The sequence below is a fragment of the Acinetobacter sp. ME22 genome (assembly GCF_022012315.1).
Taxonomy (GTDB): Bacteria; Pseudomonadota; Gammaproteobacteria; order Pseudomonadales; family Moraxellaceae; genus Acinetobacter; species Acinetobacter brisouii_A.
Window position 1 is genome coordinate 99,111 of sequence record NZ_JAKLTL010000006.1, and the last position, 23,468, is coordinate 122,578.

21 protein-coding genes and 1 pseudogene are annotated in these 23,468 nt (G+C 42.6%); 8 read left to right on the forward strand and 14 right to left on the reverse strand.

From position 1 onward, the window contains the following. Nucleotides 1-16: 16 nt before the first annotated feature. From LVY74_RS10000 to LVY74_RS10025, 6 genes are all read right to left on the reverse strand, one after another. Entirely contained in the window at nt 17-1,315 is a 1,299-nt protein-coding gene (locus LVY74_RS10000; RefSeq protein WP_237814951.1) for an FAD-dependent oxidoreductase, read from the reverse strand. Between the two features lie 191 nt (nt 1,316-1,506). Then, nucleotides 1,507-3,126: an ABC1 kinase family protein gene (locus LVY74_RS10005; protein ID WP_237814952.1), complete on the reverse strand. Its 1,620-nt coding sequence runs from the start codon at nt 3,124-3,126 to the stop codon at nt 1,507-1,509. 12 nt (nt 3,127-3,138) lie between these two features. Continuing rightward, nucleotides 3,139-3,801, reverse strand: coding sequence for a hypothetical protein (locus LVY74_RS10010; RefSeq protein WP_237814953.1), 663 nt, complete (start codon nt 3,799-3,801; stop codon nt 3,139-3,141). Between the two features lie 15 nt (nt 3,802-3,816). Further along, nucleotides 3,817-4,764, reverse strand: coding sequence for a bifunctional demethylmenaquinone methyltransferase/2-methoxy-6-polyprenyl-1,4-benzoquinol methylase UbiE (ubiE, locus tag LVY74_RS10015; RefSeq protein ID WP_237814954.1), 948 nt, complete (start codon nt 4,762-4,764; stop codon nt 3,817-3,819). Between the two features lie 129 nt (nt 4,765-4,893). Continuing rightward, complete coding sequence (locus LVY74_RS10020) at nt 4,894-5,598, reverse strand: FFLEELY motif protein (RefSeq protein ID WP_237814955.1); 705 nt, start codon at nt 5,596-5,598, stop codon at nt 4,894-4,896. A 90-nt stretch (nt 5,599-5,688) separates the two neighbouring features. Then, a complete protein-coding gene (locus LVY74_RS10025) occupies nt 5,689-6,612 on the reverse strand; it encodes a LysR substrate-binding domain-containing protein (RefSeq protein WP_237814956.1) in 924 nt (307 codons plus the stop codon). A gap of 144 nt (nt 6,613-6,756) precedes the next feature. Between LVY74_RS10025 and LVY74_RS10030 the strand changes: the two genes are divergently transcribed. Next, nucleotides 6,757-7,620 (forward strand): pirin family protein, encoded by an 864-nt coding sequence (locus tag LVY74_RS10030; protein ID WP_237814957.1) that lies wholly within the window; start codon nt 6,757-6,759, stop codon nt 7,618-7,620. Between the two features lie 6 nt (nt 7,621-7,626). Here LVY74_RS10030 and LVY74_RS10035 read toward each other — a convergent pair whose 3' ends face one another. After that, on the reverse strand, nt 7,627-8,040 hold the full coding sequence (locus LVY74_RS10035; RefSeq protein WP_237814958.1) for an OsmC family protein: 414 nt from the start codon (nt 8,038-8,040) through the stop codon (nt 7,627-7,629). After that, nucleotides 8,037-8,918: pseudogene (locus LVY74_RS10040) on the reverse strand (pirin family protein); the annotation flags it as partial. The gene LVY74_RS10035 and the pseudogene LVY74_RS10040, both read right to left, overlap by 4 nt. Before the next feature lie 207 nt (nt 8,919-9,125). Here LVY74_RS10040 and LVY74_RS10045 point away from each other — a divergent pair. Then, nucleotides 9,126-10,778: a PglL family O-oligosaccharyltransferase gene (locus tag LVY74_RS10045; RefSeq protein ID WP_237814960.1), complete on the forward strand. Its 1,653-nt coding sequence runs from the start codon at nt 9,126-9,128 to the stop codon at nt 10,776-10,778. Between the two features lie 42 nt (nt 10,779-10,820). Here the strand turns inward: LVY74_RS10045 and bfr are convergent, their stop codons facing one another. The 6 genes from bfr to gmk form a co-directional block, all read right to left on the reverse strand. Continuing rightward, nucleotides 10,821-11,294, reverse strand: a complete 474-nt coding sequence (bfr, locus tag LVY74_RS10050; protein WP_237814961.1) for a heteropolymeric bacterioferritin subunit Bfr — start codon at nt 11,292-11,294, stop codon at nt 10,821-10,823. A gap of 183 nt (nt 11,295-11,477) precedes the next feature. Then, nucleotides 11,478-11,672: a bacterioferritin-associated ferredoxin gene (locus tag LVY74_RS10055; RefSeq protein ID WP_151709302.1), complete on the reverse strand. Its 195-nt coding sequence runs from the start codon at nt 11,670-11,672 to the stop codon at nt 11,478-11,480. Between the two features lie 156 nt (nt 11,673-11,828). After that, nucleotides 11,829-12,209 (reverse strand): RidA family protein, encoded by a 381-nt coding sequence (locus tag LVY74_RS10060; protein ID WP_237814962.1) that lies wholly within the window; start codon nt 12,207-12,209, stop codon nt 11,829-11,831. A 76-nt stretch (nt 12,210-12,285) separates the two neighbouring features. Next, the gene (locus tag LVY74_RS10065; protein WP_237814963.1) at nt 12,286-14,394 is read right to left on the reverse strand and encodes a RelA/SpoT family protein; all 2,109 of its coding nucleotides are present in this window, start codon (nt 14,392-14,394) and stop codon (nt 12,286-12,288) included. A 204-nt stretch (nt 14,395-14,598) separates the two neighbouring features. Beyond that, nucleotides 14,599-14,877, reverse strand: coding sequence for a DNA-directed RNA polymerase subunit omega (gene rpoZ, locus LVY74_RS10070; protein ID WP_151709304.1), 279 nt, complete (start codon nt 14,875-14,877; stop codon nt 14,599-14,601). Nucleotides 14,878-14,952: 75 nt separating this feature from the next. Then, nucleotides 14,953-15,573, reverse strand: coding sequence for a guanylate kinase (gene gmk, locus LVY74_RS10075; RefSeq protein WP_237814964.1), 621 nt, complete (start codon nt 15,571-15,573; stop codon nt 14,953-14,955). A 119-nt stretch (nt 15,574-15,692) separates the two neighbouring features. On the opposite strand from gmk, the gene ispH reads away from it, so the two are divergent. The 6 genes from ispH to LVY74_RS10105 all read left to right on the forward strand — a co-directional run bounded on the left by ispH (nt 15,693) and on the right by LVY74_RS10105 (nt 23,449). Then, complete coding sequence (gene ispH / locus LVY74_RS10080) at nt 15,693-16,643, forward strand: 4-hydroxy-3-methylbut-2-enyl diphosphate reductase (protein WP_151709306.1); 951 nt, start codon at nt 15,693-15,695, stop codon at nt 16,641-16,643. 111 nt (nt 16,644-16,754) lie between these two features. Continuing rightward, entirely contained in the window at nt 16,755-17,246 is a 492-nt protein-coding gene (locus LVY74_RS10085) for a pilus assembly FimT family protein (protein WP_237814965.1), read from the forward strand. Further along, on the forward strand, nt 17,236-17,766 hold the full coding sequence (pilV, locus tag LVY74_RS10090) for a type IV pilus modification protein PilV (RefSeq protein WP_237814966.1): 531 nt from the start codon (nt 17,236-17,238) through the stop codon (nt 17,764-17,766). The genes LVY74_RS10085 and pilV overlap by 11 nt, the downstream gene beginning before the upstream one ends. A gap of 1 nt (nt 17,767) precedes the next feature. After that, nucleotides 17,768-18,640 carry a PilW family protein gene (locus LVY74_RS10095; RefSeq protein WP_237814967.1) on the forward strand — a complete coding sequence of 291 codons (873 nt, stop codon included), beginning with the start codon at nt 17,768-17,770 and terminating at the stop codon, nt 18,638-18,640. Between the two features lie 2 nt (nt 18,641-18,642). Next, nucleotides 18,643-19,413 (forward strand): pilus assembly protein PilX, encoded by a 771-nt coding sequence (locus tag LVY74_RS10100; protein ID WP_237814968.1) that lies wholly within the window; start codon nt 18,643-18,645, stop codon nt 19,411-19,413. Between the two features lie 10 nt (nt 19,414-19,423). Beyond that, nucleotides 19,424-23,449: a pilus assembly protein PilY gene (locus LVY74_RS10105; RefSeq protein ID WP_237814969.1), complete on the forward strand. Its 4,026-nt coding sequence runs from the start codon at nt 19,424-19,426 to the stop codon at nt 23,447-23,449. The last annotated feature ends 19 nt before the right edge of the window (nt 23,450-23,468 follow it).

Below are 23,468 nucleotides of genomic sequence, written 5' to 3' on the forward strand. Positions count from 1 at the left end.
CCTCCTTAGACGACCTTTAACCTGAACATTTTTCTGTCTGAAATGTTGATGTCACGTTCGATTGAGCAATCTCAGTGTAGTCGAGTTGTTGCAGGGCATTGGTTTTTAAGCCTGAAATAGTGATCGCCATTTGTCTGCGGAAATACGGAATCCGATACATCAGTGGAAATAACACATCACGCATTCGGCTTGCCCAACGCAAATCGGACTGATACAGCGGCGTGAGTAAACGGCTGAGGCTCTGATAAAAAAAGGTCGAAGAACGCCGTACTTGATGATAATGCTGCCACAATTTTGCCCAGTCCAGTTGCTGCTGTGCATAGCTGTGTTGTACCGACTGCGACAATGCCCATGCATCTAGCAATGCCATATTCGCACCTTGTCCAAGTTGTGGACTCATGGCATGTGCGGCATCGCCAATGACTCCGATGCGCCCCTGACCATATTGTGACATCACCACATCGCGGTATTGTGCCGAGAGCCACGTGGTCGATGATGTTTGAGTGACTTGCTCAAGCCAGTCTGCGGCTTTGCTCCAACGCTTGGACACTTGCTTGAGCCAAAGCTCACGCTGCTGCTCCTGCTGAAGAAAATCTGGCAATTGTGAACTTGGTAAACTCCAGAACACACTCGACAGGCGTTGTTCAGGTGCAGTGGGAATCGCCCCCGTCGGCAAGATGCCCATCATGATCTGACTGGTATCGTAAAACTGATGCAGAATTTCACGATCAAACTGCTGACACTCAGGCACAATCGTCCATGCGGCTCCCCAAGGATAAGGCTGATCAATCTTGACCCATGCCGATGGGCGCAGTTGACTACGCGCCCCATTCGCGACAATTACGGCATCAAACGCAGCATCGAAGGGGTGTTGCTGGGCATCTTGCCCAATTAGCCGTACCTGTTCAGGGGATTCTTGTAGTTGTTGAATGTCATAGCCCATGTACCATGTAATGGCATCCCGATGCTGATTGACTGCTGTTTGCAGTACATGGCACAAGGTTGCGCGGTGAATGCCTAATCCTGTGTAATGATTGCCTGCTTCATGATAATGGCTATCCACCAATAAACGACCATCGGCAAGCTGACCTTCCAAACCTGTGACTTTCGCCCCCAACTGGCAGGCATGTTCGAGAACACCCAAATGTTCAAACACAGCTAAACCCGCAGGTTGTAATAACAAGCCTGCACCGACAGGATCGAGATGTTGGGCTTTTTCAAAAATACTGACTTGAAAGCCTTGTCGGGCAAGTAGGGCAGCCGTAGCAAGTCCTGCGGTTCCTGCGCCAATAATGGCAAAATGGAGCGTTTTCATTTGAATGATTGATCGCTATTTTCATATTATTTTGCTGTATTTTGAGCATGTTGCAGGGGATTTGTAAATCAAAAAATGCAGGCAATCAGAATGGAATGGTGATTTAAACAGAGAGATACCGCGATGTGATGCAAGCCATTGCTGAGTTTTTGGAATAAAAAAAGCGGGACATGCCCGCTTGAATGATCGACTTAACGTACAATCCGCCACAGTGTGATCAGGCTTGCCACAGCAATCAATGGAATTGATACAAACCACGGACTAATCATGGCAATGCTGAGCAAAATCGCGATCATGCTGCCAAAAATCCAGCTGCGTTTTTGTTGCTGCTGCATCTGCAAACGTAAATGTTGTAATTCACGTAACTGTTTGTCTTGCCATGCTGACTGATTTTTTAAACCATTCAGGCTGTCTACAATCAGCGCAGGAATATCCTGAGCACCTAACAGCAGGTCAGGAATTTGCTGCCCTAACTGCTTAATATTTTTCACAGGATCCATATTGGATTTGACCCATTCGGTCAGAATCGGTTTTGCCAGCTTCCAGATATCCAGTTCAGGATAAAGATCGGTTCCCAGACCTTCCACGTGTACCAAAGTTTTGAGTAACAGCATCAACTGCGGTGGAATTTCTAAGTGGAAACGACGGGCAATATCCATGACCTGAATCAGGATGCCTGCAAAATCCAGCTCATGCATCGGCTTGGAAATCATCGGGCCAACGGTGCGGCGCATTTCGCGAGCCAAAGCATCCTGATCCGTTCCCGGTGGAATCCAGCCTGCCTGATGTACCACCTGAATCAGTTGCATGAAATTGCCATTCATCACGGACAGCAACATACGGGCAACCGTCATCTGATCTTGTTTAGACAACTCACCCATGATGGCGCAGTCGAGGGCAATATAGCGCGGTTGCTGTGGATTAATAGTTTCCACAAAGACATTGCCAGGGTGCATGTCGGCATGGAAAAAGTTATCGCGGAAGACTTGGGTAAAGAAAATGGTTAAGCCTTTTTCTGCCAAGTCGGCACGGTTCATACCGAGACGGTCAAAAGTTTCCGTATCTGAAATCGGTACGCCCGTAATACGTTCCGCCACCATCACATCGGTGCTATCCATATACACATCAGGCACATACATCATGCTTGAGCCTGTAAAGTAATGGCGCATACGACGGGTGTTGTCAGCTTCGAGGGTCAAATCCAGTTCATTCAGAATAGTTTGACGGTAGTTCTGAATAATTTCTGAGAGATGTAGCGCACGTGCTGCTTCAAGACGGTTTTCGAGGTTGTGTCCAAGCCATGTCAGAATTTCAAAATCTTGCAGAATTTGCGCCCGAATATTGGGACGAGTGACTTTGACCACCACTTCACGCCCATCATGCAGGGCAGCGGTATGGACTTGTGCAATCGATGCTGCTGCAAGTGGCTGCTCATCAAAACGGGAAAATAGAGAATTGATCTCTGCTTTCAAGGATTGCTGAATCCGCATTTTGGCGACATCGGCACCGAACGGTTTGACGCGATCTTGCAACAAGACCAACTGCTGCAAAATTTCAGGGGCAATCAGGTCACGGCGAGTTGAAAGTAACTGCCCGAGTTTAATGGCTAATGGCCCCATATCTTCCAAAGCTTCTTTGAGCTTGAGCGGATTTTTCCCCTGTCTGCTTGACCATGCCGCAGGGTGCAAGCGAATCAGTTTCAGTAAGGGACGCGCCTTGATGGGGATGTCTTCCGCAGCAACCAACGTGTCGAGTCTATAGTGCGCAGCAATACGCCACAGTTCGAGTAAACGGGAAATATGCGGAATCATTAAAGCGGTCACCTAATCTTGTTTTGGGAGAATTTTCTGCTGTAATGCCTGAACTTTGGCTTCCAGTCGGTCAATATTTTGTTGCAAGGCACGTGTGCCTTGTTGCAGTTCATCCATTTGCCAGCGCGGGGCAAATAAACCACTGTCTTCTTTTAAGGTATCTTCGGCAAAAAACAGTTTGCTTTGTAAAGAGCGCTTGGCAAGGTTGGGTAGCTGCTGAATTTTACCGAGTTCATGTGCCAGTGTTGGGCCAATCCACGGCGACAAATGGGCTGCCAAGTCAGGTTCAATGCGCTGCAAAATGTCTTGCAGGCTTTGTAACAGGCGAAAATCACCTTGTACGGGAATCGTGCCGACTTCTTTGTCCAGTAATAATTTCAGTAGCTCAACCACATTGGCAACCTGTAAGGTCGCATTGGCAGTGCTTGGACTTTGTTTGGGATCGAAAGGACGTTGTTCAAACACACTTGGCATTTCACCGTGCCCAGTCGCCGTTGGCTCAAGGCGTAGGGTATTTTCATCAAAGAAAACATCAACCGAGAGTTGTGGCGAAGCCATTACCACACGGAGCAGTTGCCCTTGGAGTTGATTGAGTTGGATGCGTGTAATCGCGTCAAGGTCAATCACGCGATTGACCAGACGTTCAGCAGCACCTAATGCAAGAATTGACCACATCAGGGGCGTCCTCGATTAGAGTTTGAAACCACGGTGAACTGCAACGATACCGCCAGTCAGGTTGTGGTAATCACAGTTTTGGAAGCCTGCTTTTTCCATCATGCCTTTTAAGGTGCGTTGGTCTGGGTGCATACGAATCGATTCAGCCAGATATTTGTAGCTTTCAGAATCATTCGCCACCAATTTACCCATTACAGGAAGTGCGGTAAATGAATACAGGTCATAGAGTTTAGAGAACGGTTCAAATACAGGTTTAGAAAATTCCAAAATCAGTAAGCGACCACCTGGTTTCAACACGCGGAACATCGATTCAAGCGCTGCATCTTTATCAGTCACGTTGCGTAGACCAAAGCTGATGGTCAACAGGTCAAAGCTGTTGTCGGCAAACGGTTCTAAAGTTTCGGCATTGGCTAAGACGAAAGCAACATTGGTACAGCCTGCATCAAGCAAACGGCTACGACCCACATTGAGCATAGATTCGTTAATGTCGGAAAGCACCACATGACCTTGAGGGCCGACTTCACGACTGAAGACTTTGGCAAGATCACCTGTACCGCCTGCAATATCCAGTACGTGCTGACCACGACGTACGCCAGACATGTTAATCGCGAAGCGTTTCCATAAACGGTGAATCCCGAATGACATCAAGTCATTCATAATGTCGTATTTGCTGGCAACCGAGTGGAACACTTCCGCAACTTTTTGTGCTTTGTCTTCGGTACGAACCGTTTTAAAACCGAAATGCGTTGTGTCACCGACATTGCCTGTTTTGCCTGCGCCACGTGGCAGGTTGTAATGCGGCACTTGTCCTGTAATTGGGGTATCTTGTGCTGTTTGATTCAGGGTCTCTTGTTGACCTTGTGGAGTCCCTTCAGGAAGAGGCGAGGTTAAAAAAGGACTAACTTTATTAGAATTTTCTGTCGACTCATTGGCTGTATTTGGCGTTGGGTGTTCGTTCGACATGAGTCTCTCCTCATTCACCTGTATAAGAAATTAGGGAGCATGATGACAGATTATGCAAAACTTTGCAGTGATCATCATGCTTGAATTGATGAATAATATACAGAAAAAAGTCTGTTTTGTATGGGGCGATTATTGAAAAGGCTGTGGATCGCCTGCGTGGACACGATGAATCACTTGGCGTTCCTGCGCACTAAAATCACGGACAAATTTCTCTGCCGACTTGAGTGGTTTCATGGCAGTAAAGCCTTCATCCATAAAGTCATACATCATTTGGAAATGGTGTTTATACGCCACCGATTTACACATTTTAAAGGCAGTATGAACCATAAATGAGCGCAAATAACGGTCTAAGTAGTGCCCAAACTCATCCGCCATACTCAGTTGCGTTAAACGTAAATCAGCCTGATCGAGTTGCAAATATGTTTGACGCATGATTTCGTCATTGAGGACTTGGTTATGCGGATAGTTCTTCTGAATGTGTGCCGCAACTTGCTCATCGAGTTCGACCGCATAAATTGCTAGTAGAATGCCGTGAGTGCCTGCTTTAATCGCATTTTCAGGAATAAACTTTTCGGCTTTGTGGGCATACTTCATTAAGCGTTCGATTTGTTGTGCCAAGGCATCAAAGTCTGGACCACCATAAAGACGATTGACAAAATAATCAGCCATCAATTGATTTTGTGATTCATTAAATAAGGTTTGATGAGAGTGTTTTAAACGATTTTTTTGCCATTGTTGTACATCTTGTAGGCGTTGGAATAACACAGGATCTTGATGGTATTGCAATTGCTTATAGCGTTGTAGCAGTTGATCTAATGCACTGAGCTTTGACATTTCTCAAAATTACTGAAAAAAGAAAGCTATCTTAAAACAGCTTACTGATAAAATTCTATGCTTTTACGTAAAAGCCAAGCAATTGATGAGCTAATGAATATAACCCGCCTCGCGTCCGATCATATCGCGTAAGCCCTGAACCAATGCCTCAATCAGCTTTTCGATGACTAAACGCTGTCCTTTACGCGAGGCATACACCAGTTGCACCGTACCTGTATTAGATTGCCATTCGGGAAGAACTTGAATCAGATCGCCATTCTCCAAATCTTTTTGAACCGTCAAGATCGGTAAGTCAGCAATGCCTAAACCATCTTTTACGGCATAGTACACCCCAGCCAAGTCGTTACATTTCAAACGCGGTTCAAAATGAAAATCAGCGGTTTCACCTGTCGTCAAATGCTGTAAATGCCACGTGTAACGGCTTTTCATCAGACCCAAAGCTACGGCAGGATAGTGCACTAATTCCTGATAATTCTGAATTTCGTGTCCTTGCAGTAAGCTTTGACTGGCCACTAGACAATGGGTGGTCTTGACCACATCCCGCACGATTAAACTGGAGTCTTCATTTGGGTTGAAACTGGTACGAATCGCAATGTCGATATTGTCATGTAACACATCGACGCGGCGACTGGTCAGTTCCAGTTCGAGTTGGACTTTCGGGTATTGTTTTAAAAAAGCATTCAGAATTGGGCGAATCTGAAACTGCATCATCACATTTGGGCAGCTAATCCGAACCAGACCTTGCGGCTCGCTTTTTTGTTGTAACAGTACATTTTCACTGTATTCGATTTGGTTGACGACTTTTTGGCATTCTTCATAGAACTGCTGACCCAGTGGCGTGACCTGAAAGTGTCGTGTGGTGCGTTGAATCAGCTTGATATTAAAGCGTTCTTCGAGTTCTAAAATCCGTCGGCTCAGTTTGGATTTGGTGATGTGTGTTGCTTCACTGGCTGCGCTAAAACCACCATGTTTGACGACCAAATAAAAATAATAGTAATCATCAAAAATATGCATGGCGAATTCCTGTGTTCAGACAACGGCTTGATTGTAGCGGAAGTTGTTTATTGCATATATAAGATAGTGCTTCTTATTTTGATGGATTTTTTGACTGCCGAGTAACAAGTAAAATTATCCTCTAGATCAACTGAGGGTTTCGACATGAAAAAAGTCATTGGGCAATATCGGACACAGCAAAAACACTGGGTGGGCGATGGTTTTCATGTCAGCACCTTATTTTCTTATGACCGTTTAGGGCAAGTGTTGAGTCCATTTTTAATGCTCGACTACGCCGCACCTGAATTTTTTAGCCCAACCAACACGCCACGCGGGGTCGGCGCACATCCCCATCGTGGTTTTGAAACCGTCACGATTGCCTATAAAGGTGAAATTTCGCATCGTGATTCACACGGCGGTGGTGGCACCATTCAGACGGGTGATGTGCAATGGATGACCGCAGGTGCAGGCTTGCTGCATGAAGAGCTGCATTCTGAAGCATTTACCCAACAAGGCGGTGAGCTGGAAATGGTACAGCTTTGGGTGAATTTGCCTGCCAAAGACAAAATGACCAAAGGCAAATACCAAGCCATTACCCAAGCGCAGATTCCTTCAATTGCACTGGATGATGCAGGCAGTTATTTACGGGTGATTGCAGGGCAATATGCCGATGAACAGGGCGCAGCTTCAACCTTTAGCCCTGTGAATGTCTGGGATATTCAACTGGCGGCAGGGCAGCAGCATGAATTTAACGCTCCTGTTGGGCAAACCTGTATTGTGGTGGTGCGCCAAGGTACAGTGCGAATTAACCAGCAATATGACGTGACCGATCACAGTTTTGTGTTGTTTGACCGAGACGATGCTACACCTATTCAAATCAGTGCTGAACAGGGCGCAGGGATTCTGATTTTGACAGGACAACCGCTGAATGAACCGATTCAAGGTTACGGGCCGTTTGTCATGAACACCCAGCAAGAAATTATGCAGGCAATTCATGACTTTAACCGTGGTGATTTTGGTGAAATGTAAATCAGTTTAGCGCTGTGCAATATCAATTATTTGCGTTTCAATCCGTACACTGCGCAGCAAAGTCTTGGTGACGGGCGTTTTTTCGCAAATTGCCAATAATTTGTGTTTGAGAACTTCATCGAGTGCTGTATTAAATTCAAGATGGCGCTGAATATATTCAGTTCCATCTTGATGGCTAAAGAATTCGGTTGAAACGGCAAAGTTTTCGAGGTCAATCGCTTTATGTTTGGCATACATTCGTAATGTAATCATGGTGCATGCGGCAAGACTGCTGCACAGCAGATCATAAGGCGCAGCACCTTGATCTTGCCCTCCGAGGGATTTGGGTTCATCTGTTAAAAATTGATGCTCCCCGCAACTCACTAAACCTTTCCATGCTTCATTAAATGCTTCTACATGACTACGCCCAATAATACTCATCTCGATGCCCTCATATGTGTGGGAAATGTTGGCGCCTGTAGTCGTTGTCCATCATAATCATGAATTTCCCCAAAACGACGATCATGCGCAAGCCATTGTTGGTGAGCCGTTTTAACTTCTTGTTCAGTTCGACCCACATAATTCCACCACAGCAAAATAGGGGATTCAAAAGGTTCTCCCCCAATCAACAAAACTCGGCTTTTCGCTGCAAGCTCGATGACGATTTCTGTTGTGCCTGTTGAAAAGACCATCATATTGTCATTGCTCAGAGTTTGTCCATTAATTTGAACATCTCCTGTGAGCAGCAGTAGTCCATATTCAAAGTTTGGATTGAGTTTAAAGCGGGTGGCTTGACTGGCAGATTGTGCTGTGCAGAAATCTACAGCCACTAATGGACTGTACACTTCAACAGGAGAAAGCTGTTCGAGGAATTCTCCGACCAATACGGTACATTCGAGTTGTTGCTGCTGAATAACAGGCAGTTGAGGATAGTGCTGAAATTTTGCAGGCATATCACGTTTGGCATCAGGAAGTGCAATCCATAATTGCGCAGTATGCAGCTCAGTTTCAGTTTGAGGCGCAACTTCTGTATGTGAAATCCCATGCCCAGCCGTCATAAGGTTAACTTGTTTCGGCTGAATCAATTGCTTTGAACCCAAACTATCTGTGTGCATCAAAGTTCCTGCAATCATCCAAGTAAAGGTCTGTAAACCGATGTGTGGATGTGGACCAATGTTTAGACCTTGTCCCTGTGCAAACTGAACAGGGCCTGCACGGTCAAGAAAACACCAAGCCCCGATCATACGTTTCTCACGATGTGGAAGTGCGCGGGCAATGACAGTGCCTTGACCAATCTCGGCACGGCGTAAAGGAAGTTCAGTAGCTAGCGTTGACATGGGGGCATACTCATGAAGATGATGACTCTGATCTTAGCAGGCATTGTTGAGGACTCATCTGGTGAGTTTAGTAAATCATCATCCTATAAATAGAAAAATGAAGATCCGTTCTTGTCAAGTGCAGTTGAGCTACATAGCTTTTAGAAAAAATACACTATAATACGCGCTTTATTTTCCACCTGTTTGCTCATGATGCAAAGATTCCTGTTTTTGCTTATTGGCGTGCTACTGGCATTGTCATGGCTATCTCCAGATCACTATACACCGTGGCTCACCTTTTCCAGTGAATTGTTTGCTTATGCAGCAGCACTGTGTACGCTGGGATTGTATATCGACAAACCATTAGCATTGCCTAAACAACAATTGCCATTATTTTTGATTGCCTGTATTCCATTTTTACAGTGGTTACTGGGGATCGAATTTTACTTCAGTAAAGCCTTGTTAGCTGCTTTATATGTATTTGCCTTTGCCATGATGGTGGTACTCGGATTCAATCTCAGTCGTGAACCAATATCGCGTCAACAGATTTTTAAGGGCTTTAGTCTTTTAACCTTTGTTGTTGGGCTTATTACGGTCGCAATCGCACTCTTACAATGGCTGCATTTAGATCAAGGGATTCTAGGCGTGATGCAGTTGCGCGGAAATCGTCCGTATGCCAATTTTGCTCAGCCCAACAATATGGCTACTTTCCTGATGATGAGCCTCATGGGGTGCTTATATCTCTTTGAAAAACGCATCTTACCGACATGGCTGGTGACGATAGGGGCATTATTGCTGACCTTTACGATTGCCCTGAGTCAATCACGTACACCATGGGTGGCGTGTGTGGTTTTGAGTATTTATTTATTTTTTAAATTGTCTGCAACAGAGCAGCGTTTCACTCGATATCATGTTTTGGCATGGGTGAGTGTCTATGTAGGCTGTTTGTTGGCGATTCCAAGCTTAAATACCATGCTGGTCAATCTGGGTTTATCTCACTCTGAGATGTCAGATGTGATTGAGCGTGCAAGTTCAAGTCACTCGCGCTTTAATATCTGGATGCAAATGCTCTATGCCATTCAGCAGCATCCACTTATGGGGTATGGCTGGAATCAAACCAGTTATGCACAATTGGTTGGCGCAGACTTCCTTGAGCATAATGAGCGAACCAACAGTGCTCACAACTTAATTTTAGAATTATTGGTCTGGAATGGCGTGGTGCTAGGCACAGCGATTGTCGCGTATATCGCTTGGTGGATTTGGCAGTTGAATAAACAGGTCAAACAAAGTGAAGCTTTGGTGGCTACACTGATGGTGTGTTGTGTTTTGATACATGCCATGTTTGAGTTTCCACAGAATTATGCTTACTTCTTATTGCCTGTCGGTTTTCTATTGGGCGTTATACAAGCACATACACGGACATCTGTGGCAACATGGCAATTCTCTGCCAATCTAAATACCTTTATTTTGGTGCTGTCAATTTTACTTTATGGTCTGATTTGGCGAGATTATCTGAGTGCTGTAGATGCTCTCAATCAGGGGCGTAAACATTCAGACCAAGGCATTCCTTTGGTCAAACCTGATCATCTTTATGTCTTGGATCAATTTGATCAGCGTGCAGAATGGTATTACTTAAATCGTTTTAGCTATTTAACGCCAAAACAGCTCGAACGCTATCATCATGTGGTTGTGATTACACCAACACATTATGATTTATATAAATATGCTCAATTATTGGCTTATAATGGTAAAATGCAACAAGCACAGCATCAGCTTAAATTAATTCATGGTTTATATCGGGTGGATCATCCTTATAACCAGCTATTGCTCGATCAAGATCACAATGGCAATCCACTGCATTAAATTTTAAGCCAATAAAAAAGCTGCCATTCGGCAGCTTTTTTATTATTCGTCAGCCATGTTGCTTTGAATATAATTTTCGATACCGACACTTTCGGTCAGATCAATTTGTGTTTCAAGCCAGTCCCAGTAATCTTCCTCAGACTCTAGAATTTCCTGTACCAAGTCACGTGAAACATAATCTTGAAGCTGTTCAGACAAAGCAACAGCTTGTTTGAGAGCCTCAATATTTTCTTTCACTTTACGCACATTGCATTGCAAAACTTCAAGGGTATGTTGACCAATATAAAGTTTGCCTAAATGCTGTAAATTTGGCAGACCTTCTAAGAATAAAATTCGTTCAATAACTTTATCTGCATGTTTCATTTGACGAATAGATTCTTTGTAATCGGCTGAACCAAGCTTTTCGATGCCCCAGTCGTTAAACATACGTGAATGTAAGAAATATTGATTAATTGCAGTGAGATGGTGATAAAGCACCTGATTCAACTGATTAATGACTTCACGATTGCCTTTCATTATTATTTCTCCGCAAAAATATAAGCTTAAACAGAAGTTAAGCAATAACAAATTGATCTTAACCAATATCGAGTATTGCTGCGAGTAGTTTATAGAACGGCAAATGAAAATCACAATCACACATAAAAATAAACCTACCCTTGAGTCGAGGGTAGGTAAAAGAAGTCAACAACAGATTTATGATTAGGCAGCGACAGAAATCTTTGCAGCAATTTCAGCTAATTCTTCATTAATAATGCTACGTGCTTCAGGCGCACAGCGTCCACAGCATGTCCCTAAATCCAGTAAGTCACGGATTTCTCGGTAAGTTTCTGCACCATTGGCAACTGCATCCTTGATGTCTTGGTCAGTAATACCACGGCATAAACAAACATACATGTGCGCACCTATAAGAAGATAAATACGATGATTGATATTATTGATAATTATTATTGTTTGTCAACTTGTTTCATTTGCATTTTGTCTAAACTTTTATTGGCTTTTTGAATGAAAAAAAACCACCTGATCGGTGGTTTTATATCCATGCTGAAATGCTTAAGGAATAATCACAATCCCATCCATTTCAACGAGAGCATCTTTAGGTAAACTAGCAACACCAAGTGCAGCACGAGCAGGGTAAGGCTGAGGAAAATACTCCCCCATAATTTGATTCACAAGCTGAAAGTTAGATAAATCTGTCAAGAAGATATTGAGCTTAGCAAAATCGGCTAGAGAACCACCTGCAGCTTCACACACGGCTTTAATATTATCGAATACACGGCGAATCTGCGCTTCAATGCCATCTACCAATTCCATGCTGTATGGATCTAAACCGATTTGTCCAGAAAGATACAAGGTATTCCCAACTAAAATGGCTTGAGAATAAGTTCCAATTGCAGCAGGTGCATTTTCAGTATGAATCACTTGGCGTGACATGAATATCTCCTTTACAAATTCAATAACCGAATTAAATCAATATATAGCACACAATGTTTCAACTATGCGCCTACCTTTACACAACTTTATGTGTTTCAGTAATCGTGACAGGCGTATCTTGGCGTAAAATGCGTGGAAAGCCAAAATGCATTCGTAATTCACGAATGACTTGTGCAATTTCTTTACGGTTATTGACCACGACATTGACGTAGGTTTTATGATCTTGGGAGCGTACCATTTCGACCCCAAATTTTGCTTTACGACATTGGTAGATGAGATCAGAGATCTGCTCGTCATCCATACTCATATCAATACACAAATAAGCAGTAAAACTGACATCATCAACATCATGCTCACTCCAGTGAAGCGGCATAATATTTTCAGGATGCAAATGTTGCTCATGCAACAGGTTATAGCAACGTTCACGATGCACAATCAAACCACGTCGTGATAAGTGCCCTTGAATTGGATCACCTAAAATTGGATTACAGCAACGGGCATATTTGACATCAATTCCATCAGTTCCTTGAATGAGGCGATGTGAGCTTGGCTCTTCTTCGAATTGACTATCGCTAGAAAATAAATGGTTGGCAACCAGTTGTGGTAACAGATCGCCCACAGCAATTTGTTCGTAAAGGGTATTTTGACTGTCGAGATGACGCCATTCTAAAACATTTGCCCAATCATCGGCTGAGAGTTGATGGCTTGCACTGTTAAATAAACGTAATGCACGGTCTAATGCTTGCTTGCCAATAATTCTTTGTTCTTCAATATCTTGATCACGCAAGATGTTTTGAATTGCACGGCGTGCTTTTTGTGTATTGATAAAACTGAGCCAGTCTGGATTGGGTGTCGCAAGTACATCAGTCAATATTTCAATGACTTGACCGCTGCTAAGAGGTGTTGAAAGAGGGCGTGTTTCACCATCAATTTTTGCGCCAATTGCATGATTACCAAGGAAAAGGCTGGCAGCATAAGCAAAATCTACAACAGTTGCACCTTGTGGCAACTCATGTAAATGCCCTTGTGGTGTATATACCCAAATTTTTTCCTGATGCAGATAATCAAGTAATTCATTGAAAGTGGTTTTTGCACACTCGCCATCAATCAGTGTATTGAGATTTTGCATAGATGCCTGAATCGCTGAACGGCAGGCTTGCGGTGCATTTTCTCCTAAAACCACACCAAAACGTGCAGCTTTACGCATCAATTCAGTTTGAATGGTTAATGAAAGTGTCGTTTTTTCACCTTTGAGTTTCATCATTAATGACTGGTTGCCCCCTGGTAGCGGACGGCGAATGTGATCATCAAATTGTAAAACTTGGAAGTTCTCTCGCAAAATTTCCACCAAGCGATCACAATCTGCAATGCTGGTCAAAATAATTTCAAAGGTATGGCTACGAGTGAGTTCCTGTAGGTTAATGTCATTTTTCAGAAAATGGCGAATCAACTCAATATTGTTATTTTTCTTTTTAATGCGGCCTGCAATTTGATGCTGTTGCAGCAAGTGAGTCAGATTTTTTTCCCAAGTTTGCTGATATTCACAGCGTTTAGGTCGAGTCTGTTGAAGCGCCTGTTGAATTTCATTAAATACATCAAGATCAAGATTTTGATAACACAGATATTCGAGGTTATCCCCCATTTCATTCATACCGACGATTCGTGCCATTGGAACAAAAATATCAATGGTTTCTTGGGCAATACGTGCACGTTTATCTGGACGTAAGGCATCAAGCGTGGTCATGTTATGGTAACGATCGGCAAGTTTGATAATAATGACACGTGGATCTTGAAGCGTTGCCTGAAGAATTTTACGGAACGATGCTGCCTTATTGACTTGCTTGTCACTCGAATGGGTCAACTTGGTGACGCCATCGACCAGTTCTGCCACGACCTTGCTAAATTTTGCGGCAATTTCTTCTTTGGTAAATTCGGTATCTTCAATCACATCATGTAGCAGTGCTGCCATGAGTGTTTGAGCATCAAGACGCATGTGTGCCAAAATACCGCAGACCGCAATCGGGTGCAGCACATAAGGTTCGCCACTTTTGCGCGTTACACCACTATGCGCAAGGTCGGCGAAATCACAGGCAGCAAGCACCAGCTCGACATCTTTTTCTGACAAATATTCGTCAATAATCAGTTTAAGTTGTTGCTTTGCTTGGCTGACTTCTTCGCCTGGCATAAACCACCTTTAAGTAATGCTAAATCACAAATAGAAATGTAGCCCTTTAATGAAAAACATTCTACGAGTCTTGTCAATTTGTCTGATTGAAAAAAACCTGAAAATTTCAATAAAGTTGATTGTTTTAGTCGATTTTGCACTAAAATAGAGCAAACAAAAAAGCCTAGTTGAACCAACTAGGCTTTTTATACAGAAAATTTGAGCTTAGAAAGTAAAGCCTTCAAGGTTCAAATTATTCGCAGAAAGAGCAAGATCAAGACTAGAAGTTTGGTAATCTTGCTCACGTTGTTTCAAAATGTCTTTGCTCACATGACCTGCTGCAATTTCACGCAACGCCACAACGGTTGGTTTATCATTGTCCCACTCTACAGTTGGTTCAATGCCTTGGCGTGATAATTGGCGCGCACGTTTACTTGCCACGAGGACCAATTCAAAACGGTTGTCTACATGGTCTAAACAATCTTCAACAGTTACGCGTGCCATAAGAAATCTCTTACTGAGTTAAATTTAACTAGACTGTGCAGTATAAAATGCTTTGCGGATAGACTCAAGTTTTAATCAATTTTCAGGGCACAACAATTTAGCAATTAATTGTTGATGACGATTAGCTTGCTGCAACATGGTCAAACGGTTGGCATTAATGACAGATTCAAGGTCATGTAAGGCTTTATTAAAATCATCATTGATAATGACATAGTCAAAATTGACATATTGCTGCATATCAGTAATAGCACAGCTCAAACGATGCTCAATCACTTCAACGGCATCAGTCCCTCGATTAGATAAACGCTGGCGTAAATCAAACTGGCTTGGAGGTAAGATAAAGATTTGTTTTGATTGTGGAAAAAGTTTTCTAACTTGTTCAGCACCTTGCCAATCAATCTCAAGAAGTACATCATGACCTTTTTCAAGCTGTTGTTGTACAGTGGCTTGTGAAGTCCCGTAGTAATTGCCAAAAACTTCGGCATACTCAATAAAACCGCCGTGTTCAACTTGCTCTAAGAAATGATCTTTGCTTGTGAAATGGTAATGGACACCATCGAGCTCACCGGGACGTTGCCCACGCGTTGTATGAGAAACAGAAACATGTAAATTGGTTACACGTTCGAGCAGGGCTTTGACCAGAGATGTTTTGCCCGTTCCCGACGCAGCAGAAACGACAAACAATAGACCCGACATGATATTTTTTCCTGATATGATAAAATATCTTCTCTATTTTAGAGTAGAGTGCCGCTAAACTGAATAGTTTGGCTGATAAATTCAAAAAAACAGTGACTATGTGTCAGATTGAGGAAGTTATGGAAATTGTATTGGCTAACCCACGAGGCTTTTGTGCAGGTGTTGACCGTGCTATTGCGATCGTCAATCGGGCACTTGAATGTTTTCAGCCACCCATCTATGTCCGCCATGAAGTGGTGCACAATAAATTTGTTGTTGATGATTTGCGCCAAAGAGGTGCGATTTTTGTGGATGAGCTTGACGAAGTACCCGATGATAATATTGTCATTTTTAGTGCTCATGGGGTTTCTAAAGCAGTTCAGCAAGAAGCTGCACGTCGGGGGTTAAAAGTTTTTGATGCAACTTGCCCATTGGTCACCAAGGTTCATATTGAGGTGACCAAATATGCTCGCGAAGGTATCGAGGCAATTTTGATAGGACATCATGGCCATCCTGAAGTTGAAGGAACGATGGGGCAGTATGATAAAAGCAATGGTGGTGAGATTTATTTAGTTGAAGATGAACAAGACGTTGCTGATTTACAAGTGAAACATCCTGAACGCGTTGCTTTTGTTACGCAAACCACACTTTCAATTGATGATACTGCTAAAGTGATTGATGCTTTGCGTCAAAAATATCCGCATATTCAAGGCCCTCGTAAAGATGATATTTGTTATGCAACCCAGAACCGTCAGGATGCTGTGCGTGACTTGGCAGAGCAGTGCGATGTTGTATTAGTGGTTGGCTCACCCAATTCATCAAATTCAAATCGTTTGCGTGAACTGGCTGAGCGTATGGGCAAGGCTGCCTATTTGGTTGATAATGCCGAGCAACTCCAAGCAAACTGGTTTCAGCCAAATACAAAAGTGGGGGTTACAGCAGGCGCTTCAGCACCAGAAATTTTGATTAAACAGGTGATTCAACGTTTGCAAGATTGGGGAGCAGATGTACCTAATGAATTGGATGGGCGTGAAGAAAATGTAACTTTTAGTTTGCCTAAAGAGTTAAGAATTCATATCGTTCAGGCTTAAAAATTAGAGTAAATTAAAGCGGATAGGTGTTTATCCGCTTTTTTATGCCTTTTATCCTAATTGTATTTTTTTTGTAATAAAAATGGTTATGATTTTAAATAGGGAAACGCTGTGCAGGCAGATAATAATATGAGATCTATTCGAGGCTTTACGCTAATTGAAATGATGATTGCCATCGGGGTTTTGGCTGTTGTCGCAGCAATTGCTATGCCAGAGATCTCTGATGTCTTATTAAAGCAAAATTTAAATAAAAGTGTACGAAATTTAGCAATTGTTTTTGAGAAGGCAAGGGCAAAGGCAGCTTTTGAACGTCGAGCTGTCACGGTGACTTTAAATTCATCATCAGAAGATACAGAAAGTACTCTGAATTGGGTGGCCTCTGGAAAGGCGATTTTGGTTTCAACAACAACAACCATAGTTTTTCGTAGCGATGGCATGGTTCAAGATCCAACCACCACAACAGCGCCTTTAAGTTCAGATTTAACCTTGGTACTTTGTGATAATGCTCAGGCGGATGCTAAGTATTCTAAAAAAATCATTATTTCCCGTATGGGAACAGTACAGCAAGGCGACCTTGTGTCAGGGAGTTGCAATGCAAGCTAAATATCAACGAGGTGCAGGGCTATTAGAAGTTTTAGTTGCTTTATTGCTTCTAGCAGTTGCAGTTTTAGGTTTTGTTGCATTACAGCTGCGTGCTGTAGAGGGTACGATTGAAGGTTCTAATCGGATTCAGGCAATTAATATTGCTCGAGATTTATCAGAAAAAATAAGAATGAATGACACTTCAACCGCAATTGCTGCCTATAAAACACAGCTTGCAAGTCAAACAAATCAAGCAGCTGCACCGTCGTCAGATTGTTATACAGTATTTTGTACACCTGCGTTAAAAGCTGCTTTTGATGTAAATCAGGCATACAAACAAGCAAGCTCGGCTGGAATGACGTTAAATATGATGACCTGTCCAGGAACAGCAAATGGTCGTCAATGTATTTATGTGGCTTGGGGTAAAACAGATGCTGCTGATACTACAGCAACAGATAAACATATCGCATGTACCACCAGTTCAACCTCTAGCTTTTCTTATAGTGATGATTCAACTTGTATTGTGATGGAGGCATATTAAGATGCGATATTCACAACAAGGTTTAACGTTGATTGAGTTGATGGTGTCCTTGATTTTAGGACTCATTATTATTGCTGCAGCAACCATGCTGTTTATAGCTGGTCAAAAAAGTTTTGCATTACAGCAAGGCGCAGCTGATATTCAAGATAATGCCAATTTTGCACTCAATTACATCACTAAAGATGTTCGACTTGCAAACTTAGGTAACTCAACAGCAAGTATGACATCGAGTTTGGCAAATGGAGGAATTGTTTTTAAGACAAATTTGGCAGGTATAACAACTGCTAATGCTAGTCAAAGTGAAGTCAGTGGTACATCGAATGTTACGACAGGAAGTGATCAATTAACAATTAAGTATTTGCCTACACAAACAGGTGGTTTTGATTGTGAAGGCAATGAAATTACGAGTACATCAGACTATGTGATTCAACGGTACTTTGTCCGTCAGGATACAAATACAACAGGCACAGAAACGAGTGCAACGGCATTAGCCTTGGCTTGTGATGCAGGGCGTGCAACCAGTGCAGGCGTTGTCTCTAATTTTGGGGACAGTGGTCAGATACTGATGAAGCGGGTTGATTATTTTCATGTGCTTTTAGTGGTTGAGAATGGTTCAGGCAGCTTTCGAGATATGACCATCGCTGACTATTTATCAAGTGCATCTACCAATCGAATTTTGGGCGTTAAATTGGGAATTTTAGTACGTTCTAGTCAATCAGTTGGTGTTGATTCCAATATCGATCTAACAAAATCATTTGCAGTATTGGATAAAACGGTAACTTTAAACAGCACGATTCAAAATATTAAAACAAAAAATTTACGTCAGGTGATCGCACAGGCTGTCGCTATGCGTAATGCTTTGGGAGATCGTTAAAGATGATGAATCAACGTTCTCAAACAGGGGCAACACTGATCATTGTTTTGGTTGTGTTACTTCTTATTACTATTGTTGGTACATTGGCAATTCGACAAAGCTTGGTATCACTCAATATTGCAACCAATGGACAAGCACAGCAATTGATGATGGAGAGTTCGGATTCAGCTGTGTTTACTGCTCAAGATGCTGATAATTTATCTCAAGAAATGGCAACCAATGGTATGTTTGGTTATATCCGAACCAGCAATAACAAGGGTAAGGAATTGGTGTTTTGTTATCGTGGGACAAACACGGATTTCTTTACCATCGCAAATGCCAGCATTATTCAGTGGCAAACAGGATCGGCGCCCAACTATCTTGAAATTGGCACAGCGGGTTATTGTGATCCACGTAGTTCATCTAATTATTATACCAGTGGGCGTGGTGTAGTGATGACGCAAATTACTGTACAGTTTGTAGATTCTTCAACGGATGATACCCCATTTGCAGGTACGGTTAGTGGTACAGATACCGACTCTGCCAAGGTTGTTAGTGCCGAAAAAGCAGTGGTACATGCTGTATCACTTATGCCAACACTCTCTACCGCCTCAACTTCCTCAATTTATAGCTGCTTATCTACCCATATGAGCAACCCAGTAGTCCCAACAGGCTATACCGCATCTTCAGGAGCAGACCAGAGCATTTCAGAATGTCTGGCTGGTTTAAATGTGCCGTTCACGACACATATTTCTGAGTACACGTTAACACAAACTCTGACAAGTAGTAGTTAAGGAGAGCGTGATGAAATTATTGATTCAACTTAAACAAACCCTTCATCGCTTTCAACAAGGAATCGCTGCATTCTTATCTGGGGCGATGACTTTACTACTTTGTTTGGCTATTCCTGCCACACAAGCCAGTGATATCGAGATTTATAAAAAGGCTACTGCCGGTACAGTCACCATTATGTTCATGCTCGATAACTCGGGGAGTATGGGGAGTACAGATTCTACAGGGCTTACCCGACTAGAACGTGTTCGCCAAGGGATGATTGAAGCCCTTGCAGGGGGTGATGGTACTTCAAAAATTGATGATGATAAAGTGATTGGTTTATCCACATTTTATAGCAGCTCTGCAGGCTATGTAATGGTTCCAGCACGTGCGCTGAGTACCACAATTACAGGTGGCGGTACTTATACTCAAAAAAAACCAATGGTTAAGTATTATTATAATGGTTCAAAGTATGTATATAGCTCATGTACAGCATGGAGTGATTATGCAACCTGTACCTCATGGGGAACAACAACAACAACTGCACCAACATTAAGTAGTTATACCAGTACAGCCTGTGCTTATGTAAATAGTAAAACATGTACTTTGTACTATACAAACACAACCATAAGCGTGACAGATCAACGGACCTTGTTGTTGAGCTATTTAAGTACGTGGACAGGTAACTTTGCAACACCAACCGCACCAGCCTATGCGGAAATGGGTGCTTATATGTTGGGGACGACTACACAGACAACCGCAAGTGTTAGTGTACCCATGTATTTTCAATATTCTACATCTAGCACAACCACGACTTATTATTATCGTAAAAATGGCAGTAACTATTATAGTTGTAGTAGTGGTACAACCACTGCATCAACATCAGCATGTGGTACCAAATTATCGAGTACGCCAACTTTAACAGGTTACTCTACATATACAACAGGCAATAATACCTACTACTATACCAGTAGTACAAGCTCTACAACTTACTATAAAAGTTGTAGTACATATTCATCCAGCGGCTGTACCACATGGGGTAGTGCAACTACAACTAATCCAACCACTTCAAGCTATGACACGAGTTGTACGGTGAGTGGTACAACGGGAAGTTGTGTGTATGAGACAAAAACCATTACATCTTCACCAACAGGCAGTGGTTTCTCCTATTCAACCGCAGATGCTAAAAACTCGGATGGTACAGCGTATACATCTCCTGTAAATACCGATAGTACTCAGTGTAGTGGGCAGGGGATTTATTTTTTAACAGATGGTGAGCCTAATAGTAGTAATGCAACTTCAGTAGCTAAAACTTTAATGCAAAATGCATTAACCAGTACTTATAGTGGTAATCTAACTTGTTCAGGGACATTATTTACCAGTACATCTTCTACCACTGGTTGGAACTGTATCAGTGACTTCTCCCAGTTGTTGCGTAATAGAACTATCTCTGGCTCAACAAGCTCAAGCCAATTGAATCCTTTAGGGCTTGATATTAAAACAGCAGTAGTTGGATTTGGTAGTGACTTTAATGGCATCACATCGTATAGCAGTGCTTTAACGCAGGCACAAAATCTCGCCAATATTGATTCATCTTCGGCTGATAGTGATGTGAAAAATGCAGCTCGATGGGGCGTGTATGGCGGCGGCGGTTGGTACTCAGGTTCAAGTTCAAGTGACGTTGTGAGTAGTGTGAACAACTTTATTACGTCATTAACCACAGATATTCCTGCTGTAACGACAGGCGCATCGTACATTCCAACCGATGAACTCAACCCGACCGTTGTACAAAATTATGCTTACTCTGCACAGTTCCAGCCAACCCCAGGTGAGGTTTATCAACTTTGGCTGGGTAACCTGAAAAAATATAATGTTATCAGTGGCTTGGTTAAGGATATTAAAGGTAGCTCTATTGTTGACAGTAGCGGTACTTACGTAACTAACTATGATATCTGGTCACAATATGTGACAGATTCTAGCTTAGCATCGACAGGTGGTGTGAAAGGTGTATTGCCTGTAGGTATGACATCATCTTATGTTGCCAATCGTACATTATTAACCAACCGAGATAGCAGTGGTGCAGCCACAACTACAACATTAAATCAAATTGGTTCAAGTTATGTTACCAATACAACCGATGCGGATCGTGGTTATCTTCTATCCTTGCTAGGTTATGTGATTAGTACCCCAGGCGATACGACCAGTTTACCAACAACGACAGCAGGGTTATCTGCGCTGAGTAGTCTTCGTCAAGTCGGTGCGGTCATGCATTCTACACCTGTGTTGTTGACTCAGTCAGGTACAGTAACCACCACAAGTGGCGTGACCAGTAGTTCGAATCGTGATGATTATATTTTATTTGGTACAACACAGGGTGTCTTGTCTGTTGTTGACGCCGATACTGGGGAAGAAAAATTTGCTTTCTTACCAAATGAATTGATTACCACACAAAAACGAGCGTTCCAAACCAATACAGCAACGACAGGTTTTAGTAGCTCTACCTATCAAACGCTTTATTATGGCGTTGATGCACCTTGGACAGCTTATAGTGAGTATGTTGCAAAGAGTGATGGTAGCTTAACTGTTGGCTCTTCCGATATTAGTAGTGCAACAGGCAGTGGTATGCAAATGGCATACGGCGGACTACGTATGGGTGGGCGAAGCTATTATGCTTTAAATTTGAAAAATATCAGTAATCCGAAGATTGCGTTCCGTATCGATCCAAATAATACAGCTGTGTATTGTAATAGTAGTTCACAGACGGATACCCCAGAAACCTGTTCAAGCTCAAAAACTTATAAAGAGTTGGGTTATATGGGACAGAGCTGGTCTAAGCCAAGTGTCGGTTGGGTGAAATGGAAAGGCTCTAAACGGATGGTGATGTTTGTTGGTGGTGGCTACGATGCGGGTGGTACCAATGGTGATGGTACATTTAGTAGCAGTACAGGTGAACGCACCGCATTTGCAGGTTATGAGGGTGAGTATAATCAAACCAATAAAATTGGCTCAGGTGTCTATATGTTTGATGCCTTGACGGGTCAGTTATTGTGGTGGGCTGGTGCAAATGCAACATCTGCAAATACAACTTCTGGGGTTCAATATACAACCTCAGCCAACATGAAATATAGCGTAGTTAGCCAAATTAAAACGGTTGACCGTAATGCCGATGGTTTAATTGATCATTTGTATTTTGGTGATTTGGGTGGTCAGGTTTGGCGTATTGATTTAAATAACACTTTAACCTCAACTACAGATACCAGTATGTTTGCAAAAACGCCTGTACGTTTGCTCAACTTAAATAGTACTAATACCGCTACAGGTACTGGTAGCCAGTACAGCCCACGTTTTTATGATATGCCTGCATTTTCAACTTATACCAATAGTGGGTCTAAGTTTGGCGTTTTGACGATTGGTAGTGGAAATCACAGTTCACCATTATTTGATACTTCGGATACAAATTATAAAAATGATGCGATTTATAATATCTATGATAAAGATGTTGCTCGCTCGGATTTGTTTACTGTGAGTGGTTCAAGCTATAGCTATGATTATAGTAGTTCAAATTTAAATACGCAGGATTTGACATTGAGTAGTCTAGGTAAATTGACAACCAATGCCAATACAACAGCAGTTGCACCATATGCAACAACAGGAGGTTGGTATTATTATTTTGCATCGAACATGACGCAGGATGAAAAAGTTTTGACGACTCCAATTGTGCTTGATAGTGACCTTTACGTAACGTCTTATGATGGTAGTCAAGCAGGTTCATCAGGTGACTGTGGGTCTGGGGTGAAAGGTGAAAGCTATGTAACGCAGTTCTGTATGCCATATGGCGTATGTACAGCAACTGAGATTGCAAGCTCAAGCTTCATTTCACATACACCAATTGGTACGGGGATTGTTGCACCAAGTGTTGGATCAGATAATAGCTCGGGAACAAATCGTGCATTAATCACTTCAACTGGGGCTTTAAAGAGTAGTTCGAGTACAGCAGCAACATACTCAACAGCGTTGGCACTCACGCCAAAACGTTGGTATGAAACCAGTAAGTAAACTAGATAGCTCAAAGAGT

Coding starts and splice junctions, on each gene's coding strand:
- LVY74_RS10025 (WP_237814956.1), bottom strand. CDS start 6,612: ATGCATATTTTTGATGATTACTATTATTTTTATTTGGTCGTCAAACAT.
- LVY74_RS10105 (WP_237814969.1), top strand. CDS start 19,424: ATGAAATTATTGATTCAACTTAAACAAACCCTTCATCGCTTTCAACAA.
- LVY74_RS10055 (WP_151709302.1), bottom strand. CDS start 11,672: ATGTATGTTTGTTTATGCCGTGGTATTACTGACCAAGACATCAAGGAT.
- bfr (WP_237814961.1), bottom strand. CDS start 11,294: ATGAAAGGCAATCGTGAAGTCATTAATCAGTTGAATCAGGTGCTTTAT.
- pilV (WP_237814966.1), top strand. CDS start 17,236: ATGCAAGCTAAATATCAACGAGGTGCAGGGCTATTAGAAGTTTTAGTT.
- LVY74_RS10065 (WP_237814963.1), bottom strand. CDS start 14,394: ATGCCAGGCGAAGAAGTCAGCCAAGCAAAGCAACAACTTAAACTGATT.
- LVY74_RS10095 (WP_237814967.1), top strand. CDS start 17,768: ATGCGATATTCACAACAAGGTTTAACGTTGATTGAGTTGATGGTGTCC.
- LVY74_RS10045 (WP_237814960.1), top strand. CDS start 9,126: ATGATGCAAAGATTCCTGTTTTTGCTTATTGGCGTGCTACTGGCATTG.
- ispH (WP_151709306.1), top strand. CDS start 15,693: ATGGAAATTGTATTGGCTAACCCACGAGGCTTTTGTGCAGGTGTTGAC.
- LVY74_RS10060 (WP_237814962.1), bottom strand. CDS start 12,209: ATGTCACGCCAAGTGATTCATACTGAAAATGCACCTGCTGCAATTGGA.
- LVY74_RS10000 (WP_237814951.1), bottom strand. CDS start 1,315: ATGAAAACGCTCCATTTTGCCATTATTGGCGCAGGAACCGCAGGACTT.
- LVY74_RS10020 (WP_237814955.1), bottom strand. CDS start 5,598: ATGTCAAAGCTCAGTGCATTAGATCAACTGCTACAACGCTATAAGCAA.
- LVY74_RS10035 (WP_237814958.1), bottom strand. CDS start 8,040: ATGAGTATTATTGGGCGTAGTCATGTAGAAGCATTTAATGAAGCATGG.
- LVY74_RS10030 (WP_237814957.1), top strand. CDS start 6,757: ATGAAAAAAGTCATTGGGCAATATCGGACACAGCAAAAACACTGGGTG.
- LVY74_RS10005 (WP_237814952.1), bottom strand. CDS start 3,126: ATGATTCCGCATATTTCCCGTTTACTCGAACTGTGGCGTATTGCTGCG.
- LVY74_RS10010 (WP_237814953.1), bottom strand. CDS start 3,801: ATGTGGTCAATTCTTGCATTAGGTGCTGCTGAACGTCTGGTCAATCGC.
- LVY74_RS10100 (WP_237814968.1), top strand. CDS start 18,643: ATGATGAATCAACGTTCTCAAACAGGGGCAACACTGATCATTGTTTTG.
- rpoZ (WP_151709304.1), bottom strand. CDS start 14,877: ATGGCACGCGTAACTGTTGAAGATTGTTTAGACCATGTAGACAACCGT.
- gmk (WP_237814964.1), bottom strand. CDS start 15,573: ATGTCGGGTCTATTGTTTGTCGTTTCTGCTGCGTCGGGAACGGGCAAA.
- ubiE (WP_237814954.1), bottom strand. CDS start 4,764: ATGTCGAACGAACACCCAACGCCAAATACAGCCAATGAGTCGACAGAA.